Annotated in this window: 19 protein-coding genes; 7 read left to right on the forward strand and 12 right to left on the reverse strand. The window is 63.3% G+C overall.

What is annotated here, in order from left to right:
• Nucleotides 1–40: 40 nt before the first annotated feature.
• The 6 genes from ON22_RS16425 to ON22_RS16450 form a co-directional block, all read right to left on the reverse strand.
• Nucleotides 41–796 carry an SDR family NAD(P)-dependent oxidoreductase gene (locus tag ON22_RS16425; protein ID WP_033241534.1) on the reverse strand — a complete coding sequence of 252 codons (756 nt, stop codon included), beginning with the start codon at nucleotides 794–796 and terminating at the stop codon, nucleotides 41–43.
• The gene (locus tag ON22_RS16430) at nucleotides 793–2,016 is read right to left on the reverse strand and encodes a DUF4380 domain-containing protein (protein WP_063820596.1); all 1,224 of its coding nucleotides are present in this window, start codon (nucleotides 2,014–2,016) and stop codon (nucleotides 793–795) included. The genes ON22_RS16425 and ON22_RS16430 overlap by 4 nt, the downstream gene beginning before the upstream one ends.
• A complete protein-coding gene (locus tag ON22_RS16435) occupies nucleotides 2,013–3,107 on the reverse strand; it encodes a zinc-dependent alcohol dehydrogenase family protein (protein WP_033241533.1) in 1,095 nt (364 codons plus the stop codon). The genes ON22_RS16430 and ON22_RS16435 overlap by 4 nt, the downstream gene beginning before the upstream one ends.
• 62 nt (nucleotides 3,108–3,169) lie before the next feature.
• The gene (locus ON22_RS16440) at nucleotides 3,170–4,186 is read right to left on the reverse strand and encodes an ABC transporter permease (protein ID WP_231507928.1); all 1,017 of its coding nucleotides are present in this window, start codon (nucleotides 4,184–4,186) and stop codon (nucleotides 3,170–3,172) included.
• 32 nt (nucleotides 4,187–4,218) lie between these two features.
• Nucleotides 4,219–5,736, reverse strand: a complete 1,518-nt coding sequence (locus tag ON22_RS16445) for a sugar ABC transporter ATP-binding protein (protein ID WP_033242274.1) — start codon at nucleotides 5,734–5,736, stop codon at nucleotides 4,219–4,221.
• A gap of 44 nt (nucleotides 5,737–5,780) precedes the next feature.
• On the reverse strand, nucleotides 5,781–6,764 hold the full coding sequence (locus ON22_RS16450) for a substrate-binding domain-containing protein (RefSeq protein WP_033241532.1): 984 nt from the start codon (nucleotides 6,762–6,764) through the stop codon (nucleotides 5,781–5,783).
• Between the two features lie 421 nt (nucleotides 6,765–7,185).
• Between ON22_RS16450 and ON22_RS16455 the strand changes: the two genes are divergently transcribed.
• A complete protein-coding gene (locus tag ON22_RS16455) occupies nucleotides 7,186–8,706 on the forward strand; it encodes a SulP family inorganic anion transporter (protein ID WP_174375594.1) in 1,521 nt (506 codons plus the stop codon).
• A gap of 1 nt (nucleotide 8,707) precedes the next feature.
• Entirely contained in the window at nucleotides 8,708–9,124 is a 417-nt protein-coding gene (locus tag ON22_RS16460) for a MerR family transcriptional regulator (protein WP_033241530.1), read from the forward strand.
• Nucleotides 9,125–9,344: 220 nt separating this feature from the next.
• Here the strand turns inward: ON22_RS16460 and ON22_RS16465 are convergent, their stop codons facing one another.
• From ON22_RS16465 to ON22_RS16480, 4 genes are all read right to left on the reverse strand, one after another.
• The gene (locus ON22_RS16465) at nucleotides 9,345–10,061 is read right to left on the reverse strand and encodes a polyamine aminopropyltransferase (protein WP_033241529.1); all 717 of its coding nucleotides are present in this window, start codon (nucleotides 10,059–10,061) and stop codon (nucleotides 9,345–9,347) included.
• A gap of 475 nt (nucleotides 10,062–10,536) precedes the next feature.
• Nucleotides 10,537–12,033, reverse strand: coding sequence for a long-chain-fatty-acid--CoA ligase (locus ON22_RS16470; protein ID WP_033241528.1), 1,497 nt, complete (start codon nucleotides 12,031–12,033; stop codon nucleotides 10,537–10,539).
• 302 nt (nucleotides 12,034–12,335) lie between these two features.
• A complete protein-coding gene (locus tag ON22_RS16475) occupies nucleotides 12,336–12,797 on the reverse strand; it encodes a DUF3237 domain-containing protein (RefSeq protein ID WP_033241527.1) in 462 nt (153 codons plus the stop codon).
• A complete protein-coding gene (locus tag ON22_RS16480; protein ID WP_231507927.1) occupies nucleotides 12,794–13,366 on the reverse strand; it encodes a nuclear transport factor 2 family protein in 573 nt (190 codons plus the stop codon). Before ON22_RS16480 ends, ON22_RS16475 begins: the two co-directional genes overlap by 4 nt.
• Nucleotides 13,367–13,545: 179 nt before the next feature.
• Here ON22_RS16480 and ON22_RS16485 point away from each other — a divergent pair, with 179 nt between their 5' ends.
• Nucleotides 13,546–14,616 carry an NADP-dependent oxidoreductase gene (locus ON22_RS16485; protein ID WP_051157707.1) on the forward strand — a complete coding sequence of 357 codons (1,071 nt, stop codon included), beginning with the start codon at nucleotides 13,546–13,548 and terminating at the stop codon, nucleotides 14,614–14,616.
• Nucleotides 14,617–15,544: 928 nt separating this feature from the next.
• On the opposite strand, the gene ON22_RS16490 is transcribed toward ON22_RS16485, so the two are convergent.
• Nucleotides 15,545–16,483 carry an alpha/beta hydrolase gene (locus ON22_RS16490; protein ID WP_033241526.1) on the reverse strand — a complete coding sequence of 313 codons (939 nt, stop codon included), beginning with the start codon at nucleotides 16,481–16,483 and terminating at the stop codon, nucleotides 15,545–15,547.
• A 338-nt stretch (nucleotides 16,484–16,821) separates the two neighbouring features.
• Here ON22_RS16490 and ON22_RS16495 point away from each other — a divergent pair, with 338 nt between their 5' ends.
• From ON22_RS16495 to ON22_RS16510, 4 genes are all read left to right on the forward strand, one after another.
• Nucleotides 16,822–17,382: a cupin domain-containing protein gene (locus ON22_RS16495; RefSeq protein ID WP_033241525.1), complete on the forward strand. Its 561-nt coding sequence runs from the start codon at nucleotides 16,822–16,824 to the stop codon at nucleotides 17,380–17,382.
• Between the two features lie 43 nt (nucleotides 17,383–17,425).
• Nucleotides 17,426–18,934, forward strand: a complete 1,509-nt coding sequence (locus tag ON22_RS16500; protein ID WP_033241524.1) for a CoA-acylating methylmalonate-semialdehyde dehydrogenase — start codon at nucleotides 17,426–17,428, stop codon at nucleotides 18,932–18,934.
• A 2-nt stretch (nucleotides 18,935–18,936) separates the two neighbouring features.
• Complete coding sequence (locus ON22_RS16505; RefSeq protein WP_231507926.1) at nucleotides 18,937–19,395, forward strand: VOC family protein; 459 nt, start codon at nucleotides 18,937–18,939, stop codon at nucleotides 19,393–19,395.
• A 158-nt stretch (nucleotides 19,396–19,553) separates the two neighbouring features.
• Nucleotides 19,554–20,423 carry a mycofactocin-coupled SDR family oxidoreductase gene (locus ON22_RS16510; RefSeq protein ID WP_174375595.1) on the forward strand — a complete coding sequence of 290 codons (870 nt, stop codon included), beginning with the start codon at nucleotides 19,554–19,556 and terminating at the stop codon, nucleotides 20,421–20,423.
• A gap of 168 nt (nucleotides 20,424–20,591) precedes the next feature.
• On the opposite strand, the gene ON22_RS16515 is transcribed toward ON22_RS16510, so the two are convergent.
• Nucleotides 20,592–21,266: a TetR/AcrR family transcriptional regulator gene (locus ON22_RS16515; protein ID WP_033241522.1), complete on the reverse strand. Its 675-nt coding sequence runs from the start codon at nucleotides 21,264–21,266 to the stop codon at nucleotides 20,592–20,594.
• Nucleotides 21,267–21,318: the final 52 nt, after the last annotated feature.

The following is a 21,318-nucleotide window of genomic DNA, read 5'->3' on the forward strand; positions in this document are numbered from 1 at the left end:
TCCGCTTTCCGTGAATATGTGCACACCGCGCCGGGCGCGGTCAGGACGAATTCTTGGTGATGCTCCAGCCGCCGTCGACGGTGAGGGTGGCGCCGGTGACGAAGGAGGCGGACGCCCCGAGCAGGAACTCGATGGGACCGGCCACCTCGCCGGGATCACCGAGCCGTCCGATCACCGTCTCCGCGGCGCTGGCGGCGCGATCCTCCTCCGGGATCCCGTCCCACTGGGTCGTCAGGATCGGTCCGGGCAGTACACAGTTCACCCGGACCTCACCGCCGTATTCGGTGGCCACCTGCCGGGTCAGGCCGGTCAGTCCGGCCTTGGTCGTCGCGTAGGCGGGCACGCCGGGGAGCCCGAAGCCGGCATGGACGGAGGAGACGATGACGATCGCGCCACGCCGGTCGCGGCGCAGGTCGGGGAGGCAGGCCCGGATCCCGTGGAAGGCGCCGGTGAGGTTGACGTCCAGCTGCCGCTGCCACGACGGCAGCGTCATCTCGTGCAGCGGGGCGTGGTCGGTGGCCAGCGCGTTGCAGACGAGGGCATCGATGGGGCCGAAGGTCGCGTGGGTGCGTTCGACCGCTGTCGCCCAGTCGGTTCGGGAGGTCACGTCGCCGCGGCAGGCCAGTGCCCGGCCGCCCGCGGATTCGATCGACGCGGCCGTCTCGGCGACTTCCTCGGCACGGTCGAACAACACCACCGACCAGCCGGAGCTCGCCATGCGGTGTGCGGTCGCGGCACCGATGCCCCGGGCCGCACCGGTGATCAGCACCGTGCCGGGGCCGGATCCTGAGGTCACAGTCCCTCCTTCTGGTCGTATGCCCGGCCGGGGCCGGGTGCGGTACCGAGCTCGTATTCCACTCCGGTTCCGTGCTCGCGCAGCCGGACCGGGCTCCCGATCAGCGTGTTGTCCAGTGTCGTCACCGCACCGGCCCGCACGCCACCGACCGCGATACCGCCGGCCAGGAGGTCACCGTCGGCGTAGGCGGCAAACCGGGCATCACTCTCCCAGTGCCCGACCGGGGTGACAGTGCGGACCTCGCCCGCGCCGGCAGCGGTCGCGCAGCGGTATCGGAGTGCGGTGTGTTCGCCCGGCGCCAGCATCGCCGACGAGCCGAGAAGTTCGATCTCCACGATTCGCGCCCGCGGGTGCAGACCACCGAGATGCTCGATCGGTGCGCTCAGCGGGTGCTCCATCCACACCTCGACGCGAGATCCGCTGTCCGGGTAGTCACCTCCCGGGTCGACGGTGAAGGTCTGGGTGGTGGTGATGCCGTGCGCCGCGTGCGCCAGCCATCCACTCGCGCCGGGAAATCCGATCTTTCCGACGACATCCTGATGCGGCACCAGGACCCGATCGGTGCCGAGGACCTCGTACCGGGGCGTTCCGGTGCCGACCGCGAGCGGCACCGCCCGGTGGTCACCGTCGGTGACACCGACGTACACGCCGCCGCTGCCGGGCCCGCCCGCGGCGCGCTGGGTGACGTTCCACAGCGCCCATCGCACCGGCTGCGCGGACGTATTGCGGGCTTCGAGGCGTGCGTCATACCAGCTCTGCCCGTCCCGCAGGGTGATTTCCCTGGTCAGGGTCAGACCGGTGCGTGGGTCGTGACCGCTGGTCATCGTGAGAGTCACCGCCCCCGGAGCCTGCTCCACTCGCCGGTCGTACACCCCGGAGTCCAGCACCGGGTCCGGCGGGCCCGCCCATTCGGCCGGGCCGGACCAGCCCTGCGGCGCCGGCCAGGTCTTGTCACCGCCGTAGTTGTTCCAGACGCTCATCGGCCCCGATACCGGCGCGGGAATGTGCGGCGGGACCGGGTACAGGTTCTCGTCCAGCATATCGGTATTGCGCCACAACGTTTCCCGGCCGCGCAGTTGCACCGAGAGCAGCCGTCCGCCCAGCGTGGGGACGAACCCCAGCCGCAACACCGCATTGTCGAGCCACACGATATCGGGGCGGCGCCCATCCCCCTCGTCGATCTCGACGAGGGGGCCGGTGGCGGGCGACCGAGGCGTCACGGCAGTGAATCCGAGACGAAGACAACCTTGCCGCGACTGCCTCCCGCGGCGAGCGCGAAGGCCTGATCGGCCTCGGCGAGGGTGAACCGATTGCTGACCACGGCCTCGGGGCGCAGACCCCACGCGACCAGGTTTGCCGCGAGATCCGACATTGCCTGCAAGGAGGTCACCCAGGACGCATGCAAGGTCAACTGCTTGTGCAGCAACGTATCCGAGACCTCGGAGTCGAAACGGCCGCCCTCGCCGATGAACGAAACATGACCCCACTCGGCCGCATGCTCGACCGCGGTGGACCGGCCGGGCGCCGAACCCGAAGCGTCGATGGTGAAGGCGAATCCAGCTCCGCCGGTGAATCGGTCGAGTTCGGCGTCCGCATCGTCCGGTGCGACGGTGGCATCGAAGATACCGAGCGAATCGGCCCACTCCCGGCGCTCACCGGACAGTTCGACGCCGACGACGCGACGGGCACCCATACCGCGGCCGATCATGCCGGCCGCGAGGCCGACGGGTCCGAGACCAACGACGAGCAGGTCGCCTTCCCCGCTGACACCGATGCGGCGAAGCCCCTCATAGGCCGTGCCGAAGCCACAGGCGATGAGCGCACCGTCGACATACGACAACTCCTCCGGCAGCGGCACGCAGGTACGCTCCTCGGCCAGAACGTACCGGGCGTTACCGCCGTCGCGCTGCCAGCCGTACGACTCCCGTGACGGCGCGGTGCAGCTGATGTAGTAGCCGCGACGGCAGTTGTCGCAGAGCCCGCAGCCGGCGATGTGGTAGACGATGACCCGGTCGCCGGCACCGAAGCGGGCGCAGCCCGGCCCGGCGGCGACGACGCGACCCGACGGCTCGTGGCCGGAAACGACGCCGCGGTAGGCGGGGCCGTCGATACCGCGGTGGGTCTTGTACTCGCGGTAGATGTAGCTGATATCGGTACCGCAGATACCGGCGGCGCCGACCTCGACGAGCAGCTGCCCCGGACCGGGTGTCGGCACGGGAACCTGCCGCATCTCGGTGGTGGAGTTGCCGGGAAGATAGATGCCCGGCATCGTTTCGGGAACTGTCGAGGTTCCCGGTTCGGTTGTGGTCACGATTCCTCCTGTGGGCGGCCGGGTCAGGACCGAGTGGTGACCCGCATGAATATGGGAGCCCGTCATGCGGTGCGGACGGCCGCGGCACCGCGGCGGACGATGAGCGCGTTGATCAGAACGGCGCCGACGATGATCACACCGCGAATAACGTCCTGCAGGAAGGAGTTCACCCCGAGCAGGACCAGCCCGTTCCCGATCACGGTGATGAAGACGACGCCGAGCAGGGTACCCAGCATCGTGCCGCGACCACCGGCAAGGGCGGCGCCGCCGATGACGACGGCCGCGATGATATCGAACTCCAGTCCCGCTCCGGCGCTGCCGGATCCCGCGCCGAGCCGGGAGGCGAGCAGCACACCGGTAATCGCGGAGAGCAGACCGGTAGTGGCGAAGAGCAGGATGCGCACCTTGGTGAGGTTGATACCGGCCAGCTGGGCGGCGGCCGCGTTACCGCCGATGGCGTAGACCGAACGACCGTACGCGGTGAACTTGGCGATGTAGACGAATACGGCGAACAGGATCAGCATCACCACCGCGGACGTGGGGATCCCCAGAATCGAACCACCCAGCAGGTCGAACAGGCCGCTCTCGGGCAGCACCACGGGCAAGGCGTCGGTCAGGTAGAGGCCGAGACCGCCGAGAACACTCCACAAGCCGAGGGTGGCGATGAAGGACGGCACATTGAAGCTGGCCCGCAACCAGCCGGCCAGCGCACCCCAGGCCGCACCGAGCACCAAGGTCAGGAGCACGGCACCGAACACACCGAGACCCCACTGGGCACTGCCCATCGCGACCAGCACCGATGCGAACGCGACGGCCGGGCCGATGCTGATGTCGATATCGCCTGCGATGATCACCAGCGTCACCCCCCAGGCGGCGATGCCGATCGTCGCGGCATCGCGCAGGATACCCAGCTGATTCGAACCGTCCATGAATCCCGACGCCGTCAGACCGAGCACCACGTAGAGTGCCGCGATCGCCACCACGAGGCCGATTTCGTTGAGCTGATGACTACGCGAGCCCAACCAGCTGCGCGCTGTGCGGGAATCACCCGGCTGGAGAGTGTTCTTGGTGATGACCACAGGGTCCTCTTCTCGTCTTTGCTTCGTGGTGGTCAGGCCGCCATCGCGGCGGCGAGGACGGAGTCGGTGGTGATATCGGAGCCGGTCAGTTCCTCGGTGATCTCGCCGCCGCGCAGCGCGATCACCCGGTCACAGACCAGCGGCAGTTCCTCGAGCTCGCCCGAGACGAACACGACGGCAGCTCCCCCGTCGGCGAGTTCTCTGACGAGGCGATAGATCTGGGACTTTGCCGCCACATCGACGCCGCGCGTGGGTTCGTCGAGCAGCAGGATCCGGCTGCCGGCGTGCAGCCAGCGACCGATAACCGCCTTTTGCTGATTGCCACCACTGAGATTGACGATCGGTGTCTGCGCGCGAGCCGTCGCGATGGACAGCCGCGAAATCAACCCGGCTGCGGCCGCACGGAAGCGGCGGTACACGATGGTCGGTCCGGAGCTGACCGCCCGGTAATCCGAGATGAGCATGTTCTCGTCGACACCGAGCAACGGCACGATACCCGCGCCCTTGCGATCCTCGGGAGTCATACCGACTCCCAGAGCCTTCATCCGGGCGGCACCGATATTGCGGACATCGGTCCCGGCTACCGCGACCGAACCGGACGAGATCGGATGGAAACCCGCGATGGCCCGGAGCAGTTCGCTGCGGCCGGAGCCCATCAAACCGGCGATCCCGAGCACTTCACCCTGGTGCACGTCGAAGGACACCTCGCGAATCTTCGGCGGCAACACCAGGCTCCGCACGGAGAGCAACGGCGTCCCGGAGCGGTCCACGGCGCGCTCGGCGCGTTCCTCCACGGCCGGTTCGGCAGAGCCGACCATCAGCGCCACGACGTGGGCAGTGCTGACATCCTCGAGCGTGACGGTGTCGACGACCCGGCCGTCGCGCATGACGGTCGCGGTGGAGGCGACCTGCCGGATCTCGTCGAGACGGTGGCTGACATACACGACCGCGACGCCGGCCGCCGCGATCCGGTCGACAGTTTTCAGGACCGCCTGGACCTCGGTGGCGGCCAGCGCGCTGGTCGGTTCGTCGAGGATGAGCAGCCGCGGGCGCCGCCGGACGGCACGGCAGATCTCGACGAGCTGCTGTTCGGCGAGCGGCAGCGATTCGACCCGGCTGAGCGGATCGATATCGAGTGCGAGTTCCTCCAGCACGGCGGCGGTTTCGCGGCGCATGACGTCGTAGTCGACGCGACCAGCGGTGCGGGGCCAGACCCCGAGGAACATGTTCTCCGCGACGGTCAGTTCGGGGACCAGGCTCAGTTCCTGGTAGACGGTTTCGATGCCGAGCGCGGTCGATCGCCGGACGCCTCGACCGAGTAGTTCGCCGCCGACACGGATGGTCCCCCGGTCCGGGGTTTCGACGCCCGCCAGCAGCCGGATCATCGTCGACTTACCGGCACCGTTGCGGCCGAGCAGCGCCCGCACTTCGCCGGCACGGATGGTCACGGACGCGTCCGTGAGCGCCTGCACACCGGCATAGTGCTTGGTCAAACCCTCGATCTCGACGACTACGGCGCCGTCGGCGGGACCGTCCGTGCGGTGATCCATGGTGTCCTTCCGGGAATGGTGCGGGTCACGAGCGGGCACGGAGGTCACGGGATACCGTCCGGATGCGTCTCGATCCAGTCCCCGCCGGCCTGCGCGCCGACGTATTCGTCGACCGGTGCCGGGATCACGAGTTCGGCGGGCGGGTTGCCGTCGAGAATGTCGACGGCCGCACGGCCCGCCAGTTCGCCGACCTTGATGCCGGAGATATCGGTGACGCCCTTGAGGATGGTGCCGTCCCGCAACATTCCGGCCGCCTGCGTGGACATATCGCCGCCGAACACGACCACCTCACCGGCCTTACCCCGGGCCTGGACAGCCCGTGCCGCACCGATCATCTGCGAGCCGGCCTCGCCGTAGAACGCGTCGATATCGGGCTGGGCGGTGAGGACCTGTTCGGAACGCTGGACGGCCTCGTCGAGGGTCAGCCCCTGCTGGTTGGCCACGATGGTGGCTCCGGGAACTTCCGCGGTGAGCGCCTCTTCGAAGCCGATCCGGCGCTGGACGCACACTTCGAATTGTTCGCAGTTGATCACCGCCACCTTCGGTGCCGTGATGTCCTGCTCCCTGAAATACGCCGCCATCTGGCGTCCCGAGGCGGCGCCGAATTCTTCGGGATCGCCGAGCACATAGGCCGAAACCAGCTCCTGGGCGGCGGCATCCTCGACGCAGGTGTTGTAGCAGATGATCGGGACACCGTTCTCGTGCGCGAGCCGCAATGCGGGAACGGAAGCGGTGGCGGAGGACGGCGAGATGATCAGCGCGTCGGCCTTCACCGAGACGACCGTATCCACGAACGTGCTCTCCTTCGACGCATCCGACTGGATGTTCGATGCGAGCAGTTGCGGTGCGTCGGGCTGTTCGGCGAACGTATCGTTCAAGCCCCGCGCGACTCCGGCGTAGTACCCCTCGGCGTTCAAGTAGACGACCCCGACACGGCCGTTCTCCCCCACTTTGCCCGCGCAGCCCGCGACGGTCGCGGCTATCAGCACCGCGCCGAAGATGGCGCCCCACTTCCACTTGACCTGCATGTGACCTCGATGTCTCGCTGGGCAACTTCGCTTCGATCAGAGTCGCCGACCACACCCAACGGTGTCAATACTAAATTATTATTTATTATCGGCCAGCCCAGTCCTCACTCGGGTCGAACGGATTGTCGACATGGCCGATGACACGCTCGACGGGTCGCCACCGCCCGCATTCCATCCACGCGGAAACGAGACATCGAACACGGTTCGCCACCGGAGCTTGCAACTCTCCCCTGACAGGAGGGTACTGTTTCTTTCGCTGAGTGATTGCTGACCTCGATCCCTCCGGCAGTGTGGCCGGGCGGAATCGGATTCGATCCGTATCGAGCTTCCCGCTCGGTCTCCTTCTCGAACTTCTCACCGGCGAGCGCTGCACTCGTCCGGTCGCGCCCGCGTGCGCTCGACCATATGGAACGGAGAGCCGATGGTGTCGACGACACATCGACCCGACAGCGATGAGGGTTCGGTCCTGGCCGCCCTGCGCAGCCCCAAACGGTTGCGGACCGAGGTGCTGGCCGGCCTGGTCGTGGCGCTGGCGCTGATCCCGGAGGCGATCTCGTTCTCCATCATCGCCGGGGTGGATCCGCGCGTCGGGCTGTTCGCCTCCTTCACCATGGCGGTGACCATCGCCATCACCGGCGGCCGCCGGGCCATGATCTCCGCGGCGACCGGGGCGGTCGCGCTGGTCATCGCACCGGTAGTCGCGGAGCACGGCCTGGATTACCTCATCGCCACCGTGATTTCGGCGGGCGTGATCCAGGTGGCGTTGAGCCTTGCCGGCATGGCGAAACTGATGCGGTTCATCCCGCGCAGCGTCATGATCGGATTCGTCAACGCGCTGGCAATCCTGATCTTCATGGCGCAGGTGCCACATCTGCTCGGCGTGCCGTGGCTGGTGTATCCGATGGTCGCCGTCGGTTTGCTGATCATCGTGTTCCTGCCGAAGGTGAGCTCGGTAGTCCCCGCACCTCTGGTGGCGATCGTGCTGTTGACCGCGGCGGTCGTCGTGTTCTCGCTGAACGTGCCGAATGTCGGCGACGAGGGCGAGCTGCCGTCGAGCCTGCCGTCGCTGCTCATCCCGAACGTGCCACTGAACCTGGAAACGCTGGGCATCATCGCCCCTTACGCGCTGGCGATGGCCCTGGTCGGGCTGATGGAATCGCTGATGACCGCCAAACTGGTCGACGACATCACCGATTCGCACTCCGACAAGACCCGCGAGGGCTGGGGCCAGGGTGTGGCGAACGTGGTCACCGGATTCTTCGGCGGCATGGGCGGCTGCGCGATGATCGGCCAGACCATGATCAACGTGAAATCCTCCGGCGCCCGCACCCGGATCTCGACCTTCCTGGCCGGACTGTTCCTGCTGATCCTGGTCGTCGGCCTCGGCGACGTGGTCGCACTGATCCCGATGGCGGCACTGGTCGCGGTCATGATCATGGTGTCGGTGGGCACCATGGACTGGCATTCCATCGCCCCGAAAACGCTGCGGCGGATGCCGATCGCGGAAACCCTGGTCATGGTGGTCACGGTTGCGGTCACCGTCGCCACCCACAACCTCGCCTACGGCGTCGTCGCCGGGGTCCTCACCGCGATGGTCGCCTTCGCGCACCGGGTCGCCCACTTCACCCAGGTCGACAAGGTGGGCGAAGCCGATATCGACGCCGACGGTGATACCGACACCCGCGTCTACCGGGTCCGGGGCGAGCTGTTCTTCGCCTCCAGCAACGACCTGATCTACCAGTTCGACTACATCGGCGACCCGCACAACGTGATCATCGATATGTCCGAAGCCCATATCTGGGACGCCTCGACCGTGGCCACACTGGACGCGATCACCACAAAATACAAGGCCAAGGGCAAGAACGTGGAAATCATCGGACTCAACAAAGCCTCCGAAGAACGCCACGGCCGCCTCAGCGGACACCTCACCGGAGCACACTGAGATGCCCCAGGAAACCACCCGCGCACACCTGCAGATCGGCCAGGTCGCCGCCCGCACCGAATTGTCGATCAAGACGATCCGCCACTACGACGAGGCCGGACTGGTGACACCGTCGGCACGCAGCGCGGGTGGTTTCCGCCTCTACACCGACGCCGATATCGCACGGCTGCTGGTGATCCGGCGCATGAAACCACTCGGCTTCACCCTCGCCGAGATGAAACAGCTCCTGGACTCACTCGACACCCTCGACAACCCGACAGCCGGCGCTGAGCAGCGTGGCCGCGCAACGGAATTCCTGAGCGAATGCCGGGCGAAGGCCGAGGACAGCTGCGAGCGGTTGCGCCGCCAGCTCGCCTACGCGGAGGAATTCACCGACCTGCTCACCGCACGCGGCGCGGCGACCGCACATCGCCCCTGAGCGCCGGTGTCGCGTACCGATCCACGCTGCCCACAACACCGAAGCAACAGGGACATCTCGGGAAAAACCGCCTGCCGGTTGCCTCGGTGACATCGAGTCCCCTGTCGGCGGCACGCTCTCCTGCACAGCAGTTCCCCCCTCCGAAGGCCGCGACCCGCCGATTCGTGGGCCTGCCGGCCCCGGTCGTAGAACTACAGCCGGCCAGGCAGGCGAATCGCTGTCATGGTGTGGAGGCAAGGTAGATCGTGGCCGAAGACCGGCCGCGGGTGAGCGGGTTGTCGAATTGCACCGGCTGAGCTTCGACATCGGTGAACACCGTCTCCAAAGCCGCAAGAAACTCCTGGTCGGGCGCCTCGTCCGACCACAGTGCGAACGTGCCGCCCGCAACCAGGTGCGCGCAGACCGCGCGCAAACCCGCCGGGGTATAGAAGTCGGTGTGGGGCCGGTGCAGCACGTGGCGTGGTGAGTGGTCGATATCGAGCAGGACCGCGTCGAAGACCCGGCCCGGTTTACCCGGATCGAATCCCGCCGCACTCGCCGCAGCAGCGAAGAAATCCGCGCACACCAGACTGATTCGTGGATCAGCGGCCAACCCGGCGGTGTCCGGCAGCAATTCCCTTTCGTGCCAGTCGATGACCGCGTCGCAGTACTCGATCACGGTTACCGATCGAACCCTGTTCTCCGTCAATGCTTCTCGCGCGGTGTAGCCCAAGCCGAGGCCGCCGACGAGCACATCGAGCTGTTCGCCGCGTGTCCGCGCCAAGCCCAGGCGCGCCAGTTCTCGCTCGGCAACGGTGAACAGGCTCGACATGAGGTATTCGTCGTCGAGCTTGACCTCGAAGATATCGGTTCGCGCGGTGGGGTCGAACCGGCGGCGCAGGCTGATCTCGCCCATCGGTGTCTGCTGCCATCCCAGTTCTTCGAACCGTGCGCTCATTGCAGCCACAGTAGCCACACCCAGGGTCTCACCTCCGGCTGGAGGCCGTCGGCGCTGACCCGCGAACCGCCGGCTTGCTCAATGCGGCAGCCACCTGCAATCCGCCCGATGGGGCACGACGTGGTCGCTGCCCCGGCGAGGCGACCGTGCGCCGGGCGGACGGGGGCCACGAAGTGGGGTGGTACTGCCTCTATATCCCACAACGGTCGGTAAGGCATTCACTCCTCCAGTCGGCCGAACCAGTGGGCGGCGACCCGTACGAACTCGTCCCGATCGGAGGCGGGCCGTGGCCATGCCATACGGCGCCAGGTTGAATCCGAGGCGCAGCTCCTGCGGATCGGCGAGGTGACCCGTGCGACGTAACCGGTGGGGTCCCCCGGAAAGAACGTGACGAGCGGTTGTTCCGACTGCCGGCCTGACAACGTCCGACGACACGATATTTGCACCCCGCGTGCCCAGCCCCATGATGTCGGCGTCAGGCGGGGGGTTCAACGCTCCTGCGTAGAATCTTGCCCGTGGGGCCTTTGGGCAAGCTGGGGACGAACCAGACCCGGCGAGGATACTTGTAGTCCGCCATCCGTTCCCGCACGAAGTCGATTATTTCGGTAGCCTCGGCATGCGCGCCGCGCTTGAGTGACACAGCAGCTCCGATTTGTTCCCCGAGATGCGCGTCTTCGATGCCGATTACGGCCGCCTCGACAACAGCCGGGTGCTCGTACAGCACCTCCTCGACCTCGCGTGGGTATATGTTGTAGCCGCCTCTGATAATCAGATCCTTCTTCCGGTCTACGATGCTGTAGTAGCCCTCGCGATCTCGCGTTGCGATGTCCCCGGTACGAAACCAGCCGTCCACTATGGCTTCCTCGGTCTCCGTTGGGCGGCCCCAGTATCCCTTCATGACGTTCTCGCCTTTGATCTCGATCTCTCCGGGCTCATCGGGGTCGACCAGTTCATTACCGTCGTCATCGACCAGGCGAAGTAGGCAACCGCGAACCGGAGTTCCGATCGTTCCGGCCTTGCGCGGCATTCCGGGCTGGTTGAAACAAGCGATAGGCGCGGTTTCCGAAAGCCCATATCCTTCATATACCTCGCACCCGAACCTTTCCTCGAAGGATTTCAAGACCTCGACGGGCATCGGTGCGCCTCCTACGATGCAGCAGCGGAGACTCGAGAGGTCTGCGGAATCGGCATCGGCCGAATTCAGCAGCGCCGAGTACATGGTGGGGACGCCCTCCAGAACCGTCACGTTATCCCGCACGAGAACGCGCAGGGCGGTTTCTGCGTCGAACCTGGGAATCAGCGTGAGCAGGGCTCCCGATTTCACCACGGCATTCAATCCGCAAGTCAGACCGAATACATGGAAGAGTGGCAAGCATCCGAGGACAACATCATCAGGAGTTGTCCGGATGAGAGTATCGACGGTGGTGGAAGCATTTGTCGACATGTTGTCATGAGTGAGTTCCGCGCCTTTGGGACTGCCCGTCGTACCGGAGGTGTAGAGCAGCACAGCGGTGTCATCCCCTCTGCACGTCACAGGTTCGGCGACCGGGCAGCCGAGAAGATCCGCTGCGGTCGGACCCAAGTCATCGACCGGGAACGCTGGAATGCCCGCCCCGCGTGCCGCTTCCGACACCACGTTCCACGCTGTCCGAGTGCCGTAGACGAGAGACATCCCGGAGTCTTCCAGGTAATACGTAACCTCGCGGGCCTTCAGCAGGGGGTTCATCGGGACCGCTACGGCGCCCGCCATCAGGACCCCATAGAAGAGGATCGGAAACGCCGGCACGTTCGGCAGCACGATGCCGACGCGATCACCGGCCTGGATGCCCCGAGCTTGCAGATCGCCCGCCACAGCTGCAGCCGCTCGCTCGAGTTCCGAATAGTTCAGCGTGGTGCTGTCGAGTCTGATCGCCGGCCGATCGCCCAGGTGACGAGCAGTATCGATGAGATTGTTTGCGAGATTCGAAGACATATCGGTGTATTCCTTGTTGGATCTGATTGACGTCACGAGGCAACTCGACCTCGGCGACAGCGGCTCGGCCGGCTCGATCGATCAGAAGCTCGTGAGTGGAATCGACGAATCGCCACTCGAGAAACCGTGCGGCCCGAACCGGCCGGCTTGGTCCGCCCCTTGTGAATGCGACCGGCTCGAATCAGATTCTCGTCGCCCTGGCGAGGGCCAGGAGAAGCACAGGGAAACACGGCCGCATGGAAGCGTGGGCCGCACATCACAACTGCAGAAGAATGTGCGGCCCACTGGTTGTCCGGTCCGTGCTACTGGAGGGCTACACGAAAGACCTGGAACTCGATCACGGGACCCGGTGTGATGCGACCCTGTCCGACGAAGATCGTCTGGTTGACCCAGCCGTACCTGGGGTCACCGCACTCGAGCCGCGGAGTCGTAACGAAGTAGTGATCGCCGAAGTTCGTACTCGAATCCCCCCCGGTCAGGGCGGCTTCAGCCGCTTCGGTGACCTCGACCAGTCCCTGGTAGCTCATGTAGATGACGGCACCGTCGTTCGTATTGAATTGGGCGCGAACATCCAATCGCCCGAATCCATCATCGCCGGCGAGGAGCCAGTCGCCGCCGCCGATGGCTGCATGCCCGCTGAGCCGATCGCCTGTGACAGTCCCGCCTGTCACAGGAAGTACCTGCCGTAGACCGTACGGTCCGGGGCCGACAATTTGCGGCGCACCCAGCTCCGCAGTGTATGAAAATTCCGGGATGAGCTTCACTTGGTGACCTCCAGGCCCGCGGCGGCCATGACTTTCGACATGCCTTCGGCGATGAGTTCGCTGCCGAAGGCTTGTTCGACGATGTTCGGATCGAAGTACTCGCGAATCAAAGCGACCTTGCCGTCTCTGATCCGCATGTGCGTGCAGTAGGTGTTCGCGTAGATATTCCCGTTCTGCACGACGGTTGCCCGACCGTGCAGCTCGAGAACGAAGAGCTCGGGGTCTGTCGTGTCGTGGACGACCAGCGAATCGATCGCCAGATCGGGAACGGATCCGAAGAACCAGTCGACGAAGTGGCCGATCAGCGCGCGGCCGGGAACCGACTTCGCGAGCGGCTCGGGAGCAAACGGCATTTCCCAGACCGCGTCATCTGCGAACCAGTCCTTCCAGTCCTCGAGCTTTGCCCCGGTCGGCGGTCCACCATCGAGATCGCCCCAAAAACCATCCACTACCTTGCGATTTTCCGCTTGTGTACTCACAGTCGCCTCCTTCGGTGCGGCCTGGTCACGACCGATGTGCCAGTCGCCGTAAAGCCAGAGAATGCCCGAAGTGTCGGTGATAGTCAACACAGTGTCGATAGTCGCTACGAGTCGCATAGCCACAAATCGACAATATGTTGACTATTATCCACTGTGAGTCTAGTCTCAGGGTCTGGTTCGGCCTGTGAGCCGCCGCGCATCGACTACGGACGTGAATCCCGGCGGCGGCATTCCACATATCAACCTTGCACTTGGCTTTAGGAGACGTGATGAGCACACTGACCAATCGGCTCTATCGATTGCGGAGTCGACCAGAGGGAGAAGTAACAGCGGCGAATCTCGAGTGGACCGAAGAGCCGGTCACCGAGATTTCCGAAGGGCAGGCGCTCATCCGCACGCACTATCTATCTGTAGATCCCACGAATCGAGTGTGGATGAGCGCAATGCGTTCCTACATACCTCCAGTCGAGCTCAACGCGGTGATGCGAGGAGCAGGCGTAGGGCAGGTAGTAGCCAGCATGCGCGAGGATCTCCCTGTCGGCGCTTTTGTTGTGGGATTGACAGGTTGGCAGGACTACTGCGTGGCCGATACAGCGAGTGAGGATATGCCGTTCACGGTCCTACCCGATCCGTTGCCCGCCCCGCTCCCCGCATTCGTTGGAGTATTGGGCCACACCGGAATATCGGCATTCCTCGGGGTCGAGTTCGGGGACCCGCGGCCGGGCGAGACGTTCTTCGTATCAGGCGCGGCGGGAGCAGTGGGATCCGTCGCCGGCCAGCTCGCGAAGCGACGGGGAGCCCGAGTCGTCGGGATCGCCGGCGGTGCCGAAAAATGTCGATACCTGGTAGAAGAGTTGGGATTTGATGCCTGCGTCGATCGATATGCCGATGACTGGAAAACGCAACTCGATCTAGCCACACCCGCAGGTATCGACGTGGATTTCGAGAACGTAGGCGGCGAAATCATGGATTACGTACTCGATCGGCTCAACATCGGTGCGCGAATCACGCTTTGCGGCCTTATATCTGAATACAATGATTACAATGCCGCCAACACCCAACGCGGTCTACGCAATCTCAGTCAGCTACTGATGCAGCGTGCCACCCTGCGAGGTTTCATCGTTTTCGATCATGTGGATCGGTACGGCGAGATCATCGGGCAGCTGTCACAGGATCTCAGCGTAGGCGCCCTGCGCACCGAGGAGACTGTGGTCGACGGCCTGGAGAATGCGCGGCACACTCTCAATCGTAGTCTCGCAGGCGAGAACAGAGGGAAGGTCGTGGTTAAAGTATTCAACGACGCGACAGGAACTGTCGACGGAGCTCGAGTTTCTCGCTGAGACCGCCTGCCACAGCTGCCATTGGGTATGTCGACACGCTCGTGATCTCGGGGAGTGTCTCTACCGCCGCCACGTTGCCACCCGATCGCTGCCTCGATCGAAGCAGCGGCCATGAATTCTCGCTACAGAAAGTGCACGCGCGGGTAGCGAGGTGTTGCCGTCTGGACCTCTGCACATCTCGCGTGCTCGGTACCCGATGAAAGACCACAGGCGAGATATCGGCAGGATCGGCCCAGCAGGGAGATCGGCCCGGTGTGGCCCCCTGCTGGGCCGTCGTACTCGAAAGTGCTGATCTTGCTCCGGCACAATGAGTGCAGCTCAACCGAACTCGGCTCACAGGCGATATCGCACCGCAGAAGTTCGGTGCTCCACGGGCAGCGGCGAACCGTTCGAGTTCGGCCACCATACGCTCACCGATGATCGAGCGTTCCGCCAGGTCGAGTAGTGATTCGCCGGCGTGCTCATCGATCATCGCGATGCCGCCTTCATCACCCGCCGTCTTATGGCGAAGTGAAATCGGCGATCTTGTGCACATACCCGCCCGGCGCATTCGTAGCAGCCGGCGAATTGAGGAGATGCCGGACATGTGCGCGGGTGACGCGTCCGGGCCCGCATGCACCTGGACCGCCACAACCGGATCATCCTCGCACCATCAAATCTGGCGGCCTTCTCGAAACGCAGCGCCGACCATCCCCCCAGGCCGATCGAACCCCGGCCCCAGTCGGTCGTGTTCACGGGATCGACCCAGACTGACCAATACCACGGCCGTCAGGGCACCGGGGTAGAGGGCTTCGACCAGGTACCCGATGTACCGGGGTCGAAGCGGTACGGCACCCGTATCCGTCTGCCCCGATCGAGCCCCATCGGGGGCGAACCGAGACCCCGCAGTGACCGCTATGCCGTCACCAACGGCTGCCGTCCACGCCTCCTAGCGCAGCAACCTGGATAGCTTCTCTGCGAAGCAGACGATGGCGCGTTCGCCCTCCTCCAGCACGCCGGCCAGCAGAAAGAAGCTGTGCGGCATCCCCGCATACTCGCAGAGCTCGGACCCGACACCCGATGCCTCCAATCCGGCCGAGTATCGCCGAGCATCATCTGACACCGGATCTACTTCCGAGCTGAAAATAAGCGCAGGAGGGGCCCCCGCCAGACTTTCCTTCATCAAGGGTGATGCGGCCGGGGACAGTCGAGCTTGTACATTCGGAAAATACTGATCGATACACCATTCGAGAACGGGGCGTGGCAAGATCGGCGCCTGACTGTATTGCTCGACAGAAGTACTGGTCAGGGTCGCATCGAGCACCGGGCACAGAAGACCTTGCGCCTTCACCATTGCACCGTTGGCGCGTTCCCGAATGCCTACTGCGGTCGCCGCCGCGAGCATCGCTCCTGCCGAGTCACCGGCAACCGCCAGTGCGTCCCTGTCGATACTCAGTTCATCGGAGTGATCTGACACCCAGCGGAAGCAGTCCATCGCGTCGTCGTGAGCGCTGGGAAAGGTCGCTTCGGGAGCGAGTCGATACTCGACAGCAATGACACTGAACCCGCCCCGGATACTCAACTCCCGGCACAACCTGTCGTGTGATTCGAGACTACCTCTGACGAATCCGCCACCATGAAAGTAGACCACGCCGGGTACAGCACCCACCGCGCCTTTCGGTCGATAACTGCGCGCCTTTATTGCCCTTCCGGGGAGGTGGATTTCGAAATCTCTCACATCGCATTCGAAACTTGGCTCACCTGCCAACGCCACCAACTTCTCACCAGCCGAGCGGTACGAGGAAATCGATACGTCCCACGGCAGTGCTGGTGAATTTTCAGAAAGTGCCGTGAGCAGTTCTCGCACCTGAGCATCTAGTTTTTCCATTATCGAACCGCACGATCGTCCACGCGGCGATTGTCCGCTTCTTGTCGCAACGTCATCAGTCCTTATCAGAGTCGTAGACCCCACGGCCTCCGCGCATGATGCCTGCAGCGCATGCGGGTGAAGGCATTCTGCACGCAATGTCGATAGTTGTCAACGCTGTGTCTATTGCATACTCGAACCCCTCCAGCATCGGCCGCCCCTACCGGATAGACCGCGCCCCAACAGTGGTTTCTAGAACTCTGGACACTTCGTTGACTTTACTCAACACTGAGTCTAGTCTCACATCTATCAAGCCAGACCTCAGCTACTCGCCACGGCGAGTGAACGAAAGGACCCCCATGACCATCGAGTCCGGTGTCGATCAGATCCAGCCGTCGACGACCCGAGATGGGGAGAGTTATGTCTCTCACCGCGATGATGTGCATTTCACTATGACCGGCGATTTCATGACTGGTGTGGATTTCTGGATTCATGCGACCGGAGAAACTACCCAAGGTCAGCTGATCGTCATCGAGACGAACTGGGTTCGTGGAACCGAACCGGTCTGGCATATGCATCACCGCGAAGAAGAGGGATTCTTCGTGATGAGCGGTGAAATCAAGATTCACACTGAAGCAGGGTCCTACAGTGCCGGCGCCGGACAGTTTGTATGGGGACGTAAAGATCAGCGGCATACTTATGAGGTCGTCGGAGAAGAGGCGAGGATTCTCGTCGTGTTTGTGCCGGGACCGGCCGGCAGTTTCGAGCCCGGCGGCGGCATCGACAAGTACTTCTACGAAGCTCGCGATCGGGAATTGCGCACTCCCGAACAGCTCGCGGCGGAGGTGGAGAATCTCAAGACCAATTACGGCCTGGAAATGTTTCCCGAGCTGCCTCACCCTCGGGAAACGCAAGCCTGACAATTCGAGCATCAATTCGCCACTTCGCTAATTTGGAGTTTCTGTGACTACAAACGGTGTCCATCTCGAAACCGTTCCGCACTGGATCGGTGGCGCTTCTGTGGGTTATACAGGCGCGACAAAATCGGAAATCGTGGACCCAGCGACAGGTCATACATTGCGAACGGTCGAACTGGGCGGCGCTGACGTGGTCGACGAGGCTGTTGCCAGCGCGCGAAGCGCAGCGGAAGCGTGGGCGTCGACGCCGACCCCCGTTCGGGCGACGATTCTTCTGGCATTTCGCGCACTTTTGCTGGAACACACCGAAGAGCTCACATCCATTATCACCGCGGAGCAAGGAAAGACTCTTGCCGACGCGAGGGGCGAGGTGGCCCGTTCTGTCGAAGCCGTCGAGGTTGCGACGTCTGCAGTTCAACAACTCAAAGGCGAGTTCGCAGAACAAGTCTCCAGGGGAGTCGACACATACTCCTTCCGTCAACCGCTAGGAGTATGTGCCGGCATCACGCCGTTCAACTTCCCCGTTATGGTGCCGGTGTCGATGTTCGCGGCAGCGATCGCGTGCGGCAACGCGTTCGTTCTCAAACCCAGCGAGAAGGTGCCATCGGCTTCTGTGCGACTGGCGCAGCTTTTCGCTGAAGCCGGCCTACCCAACGGTGTCTTCAACATCGTGCACGGAGGTGTCGACGCAGTGAACGCACTGATCAGCCATCCGGACGTCTCCGCGATTTCTTTCGTTGGCTCCACTCCGGTCGCCCGTGAGATCTACCGCCGCTCAGCCGAGGCCGGCAAGAAGGTGCAGGCACTGGGTGGAGCGAACAATCACTTGGTCGTCATGCCCGACGCCGACCTGGACGCGGCAGCGGATGCGTTGGTATCGGCCGCATACGGCGCTGCGGGGCAGAGGTGCATGGCAGTGACCGTGGCAGTGGCGGTTGGAGACATTGCCGACCAGCTGGTTGCCAAGACAGCGCGCCGAGCCGAGGACTTCCGGACGGGGCCGGGAAACGCGGATGGTTCCGATATGGGGCCACTCATCTCAGAGACTGCCATCGAACGAGTCCGCGGTGCCCTTGATGCAGCTGCCGACCAAGGCGGAACCGTCGTCGTAGACGGTCGGAAGAACAGCACCGAGGCCGCGGGGCACTTCATCGGCCCGAGTCTTGTCGACCACGTCCGGACCGACAGCGACCTCTACAAGGACGAGATCTTCGGCCCGGTCCTCAGCGTGGTCCGCGTCGACGATCTCGAGGAAGCTCTTCGCGTCGTCAACGCGAGCCCGTACGGAAACGGCGCGTCGATCTTCACCGCGAGCGGAGTAGCAGGTCGCCGATTCGCCCACAATGTACGAGCAGGAAGCGTCGGGATCAATGTCCCTATTCCGGTGCCGATTTCGTGGTTCGGATTCGGCGGGTGGGGCGACTCACGATTCGGTGATGAGGGACTGAACTATGACGCTTATCGTTTCTACACCAAGGCAAAGGTGATCACCCAGCGTTGGACTGAACCTCGCCAGGGAGTCGCACCGAACTTTGTTGCCGCCGGAAGCCAATGACAATGTCGGAGCTTTCATTGGATTCAGCTATCGGGGCCGAAGAGCAGTTTCCGCGTCTTGATCACGTAGGCATATTGGTTCGCGATATGGAACACACACTGGCCCAGTGGCAGAGCAGATTCGGGGTTTCCGTCGCATCCACGTTCGAAGCTCCCTCGCTCGATATCCGTGCAACTTTCCTCGCCCTGGCCTCGGCAAAGATCGAGCTGTACACCATCGATGAGCCGGAGATCCTCGACCGCGCGCTCGGAGGTGCATCGGCGAAAATAGATCATATTGCTCTCCGGTTCGGAACGGCCCTGAGCGACGTCGAACTGAGCGGATGCACTATCCGAGGGCCCGGCCGGTCCGATGCGGTCAGTGCGCCATTTCAGATCGCCGGCTCGGATCATATCTGGACCGAGCCTCCTGGAATCAACGTTCTTCTACAGCTGATCACTCCGACGGAAATCGCATTGTAATCCTTCGGATGTCACCATTACGTAGTCTTGATCGTTGTATTTGCTATGCCTCGATGCGCCCTACACAGAGATAATCAGAATGCTCAGCGCACCGGGTTCCGGCAACACTGCACAGCAGAGATAGTTTACGAAAAATCCCACTCAAAGAGGAGAATATAATGGGAAGAATGGATGGAAAAGTCGCCCTGGTGACAGGAGCGGCACGTGGAATGGGGCGAGCGCATGCAGTCCGCCTCGCCGAAGAAGGGGCTGATATTCTTGCCCTCGACTGCCCATCCGACACTGGACTCCCCTATCCCACTGGATCGCTTGAAGATCTCCAGATCACAGTCAAAGAGGTCGAGGGATTGGGTCGGCGTATCATTGCGCACGAGGGAGACGTCCGAAAGCAGTCCTCGATCGACAACCTGGTCGCTGAGGGTGTGAAGGCATTCGGCGGCCTGGATGTTGCCGTCGCAAATGCCGGAATCTGGACAGTTCGCCCGTTCGCCGATATTCCCGAAGACGAATTCGCGGCGGTCCTCGACGTCAACATCACCGGAGTATGGCGAACATTGAAAGCTGTCACGCCGGCGATCAAGGCGCGGGGTGGTGGATCGATTGTGGTCACATCCTCCGGAAACGGCGTAGAGGGATCACCGCACTATGTGCACTACGTCGCCTCGAAACACGGCGTTATCGGGCTCGCCAAGAGTGCGGCACTCGAGTTCGGGCAGTACGGAATCAGGGTCAACATTCTTCTCCCAGGGCCGAGTGACACTCCTGCGCTCGATTGGCAGGGCGGATATGACCTCTGTTCCGGTAAGGGCCCCGGACAGGGAGTCAAGGAGGATCTCCAAGGGGCAAAGTACTGGTCCGTCCTGCGCGACGTCGGCCTGCTCCCCCCGCGCGCCATGAGCGAAGCCGTACTGTGGCTGGCATCCGAGGAGTCGCGTTGGACGACCGGACTGGAGATGCTCGTTGATGGCGGGCACATGCTCATGCCCGGATTGAACATGGCAAAGATGGCTGCGGATCAACAGCAGTAGGGCCGCTCTCTGCCGAATTGCACAGCACGATAGTTTCACCAGATCTGACGTTGTGCAAACAGCAATAGCCAAATGAATACATATACCAATCGCAGCGAACCGCTCCTTCTGAAGCCGGTTCGCTGCGATCGATCTATTCGAATCGGCGTTACCCGGAATTGAAAAAGCTCAGGTCTTTTTCGAGGTTCCCGCGTATTCGAGGCCGAACACTGTTCTCAGCCATACGGTCGTAACCGTCTCCACCATATCTTCCATGCGGATCGCGTTCGCGCTGCGCATGCTCATCAGACCGAGGTTTCTCTCCCCCATCCACATAAGCGCTGCCGCGAGGGAGCGGGCAGGCGGACCATCGATAGCCACACCCGCGGATCTGTCGCGCTCGATAGCAGCGGCGGCAGCATCGATGAATCCACCCAAGATTTTGTCCCACTGCGCCTGTAAGGCAGGTTCCGCCGCCGCAGCATCGCCAACTTCGCGAAGAATATGACCGTGCCGTTCCCATACGGATATCACTTCGGAGACCGCATGCTCTATCGCAACTTCCGGTGGAACTCCGGCCGGCCGATCAAAGATCATGGTGGATGCTTTGAAAACATCGTCGGTAACGCTCGACAGCAGCGCCGAAAGCACCTGCCACTTGGACTCGAAATAGAAATAGAAGGATGATCGCGACAATCCTGCGCTCTTGGTGAGGTCATCGATCGAAACCGTACGCATCGACTCGGTGCGCAGTGTTTCATAGGCCCCCTTGAGGATCGCTTGCTCTCGCATATCACCCTTGAGATTCCGTCTACCGGCCCGGGGTTCGGTACCGTTGAGACCATTTGAGAACGAAGCCGCCATGCCACTATCGTAGTGACCGGTCCCCAGTAACGCGACAACGCGGCTTCTGAGC

Origin of the sequence: Nocardia carnea NBRC 14403 (assembly GCF_000308515.1) — a bacterium.
GTDB classification, from domain to species: domain Bacteria; phylum Actinomycetota; class Actinomycetes; order Mycobacteriales; family Mycobacteriaceae; genus Nocardia; species Nocardia carnea.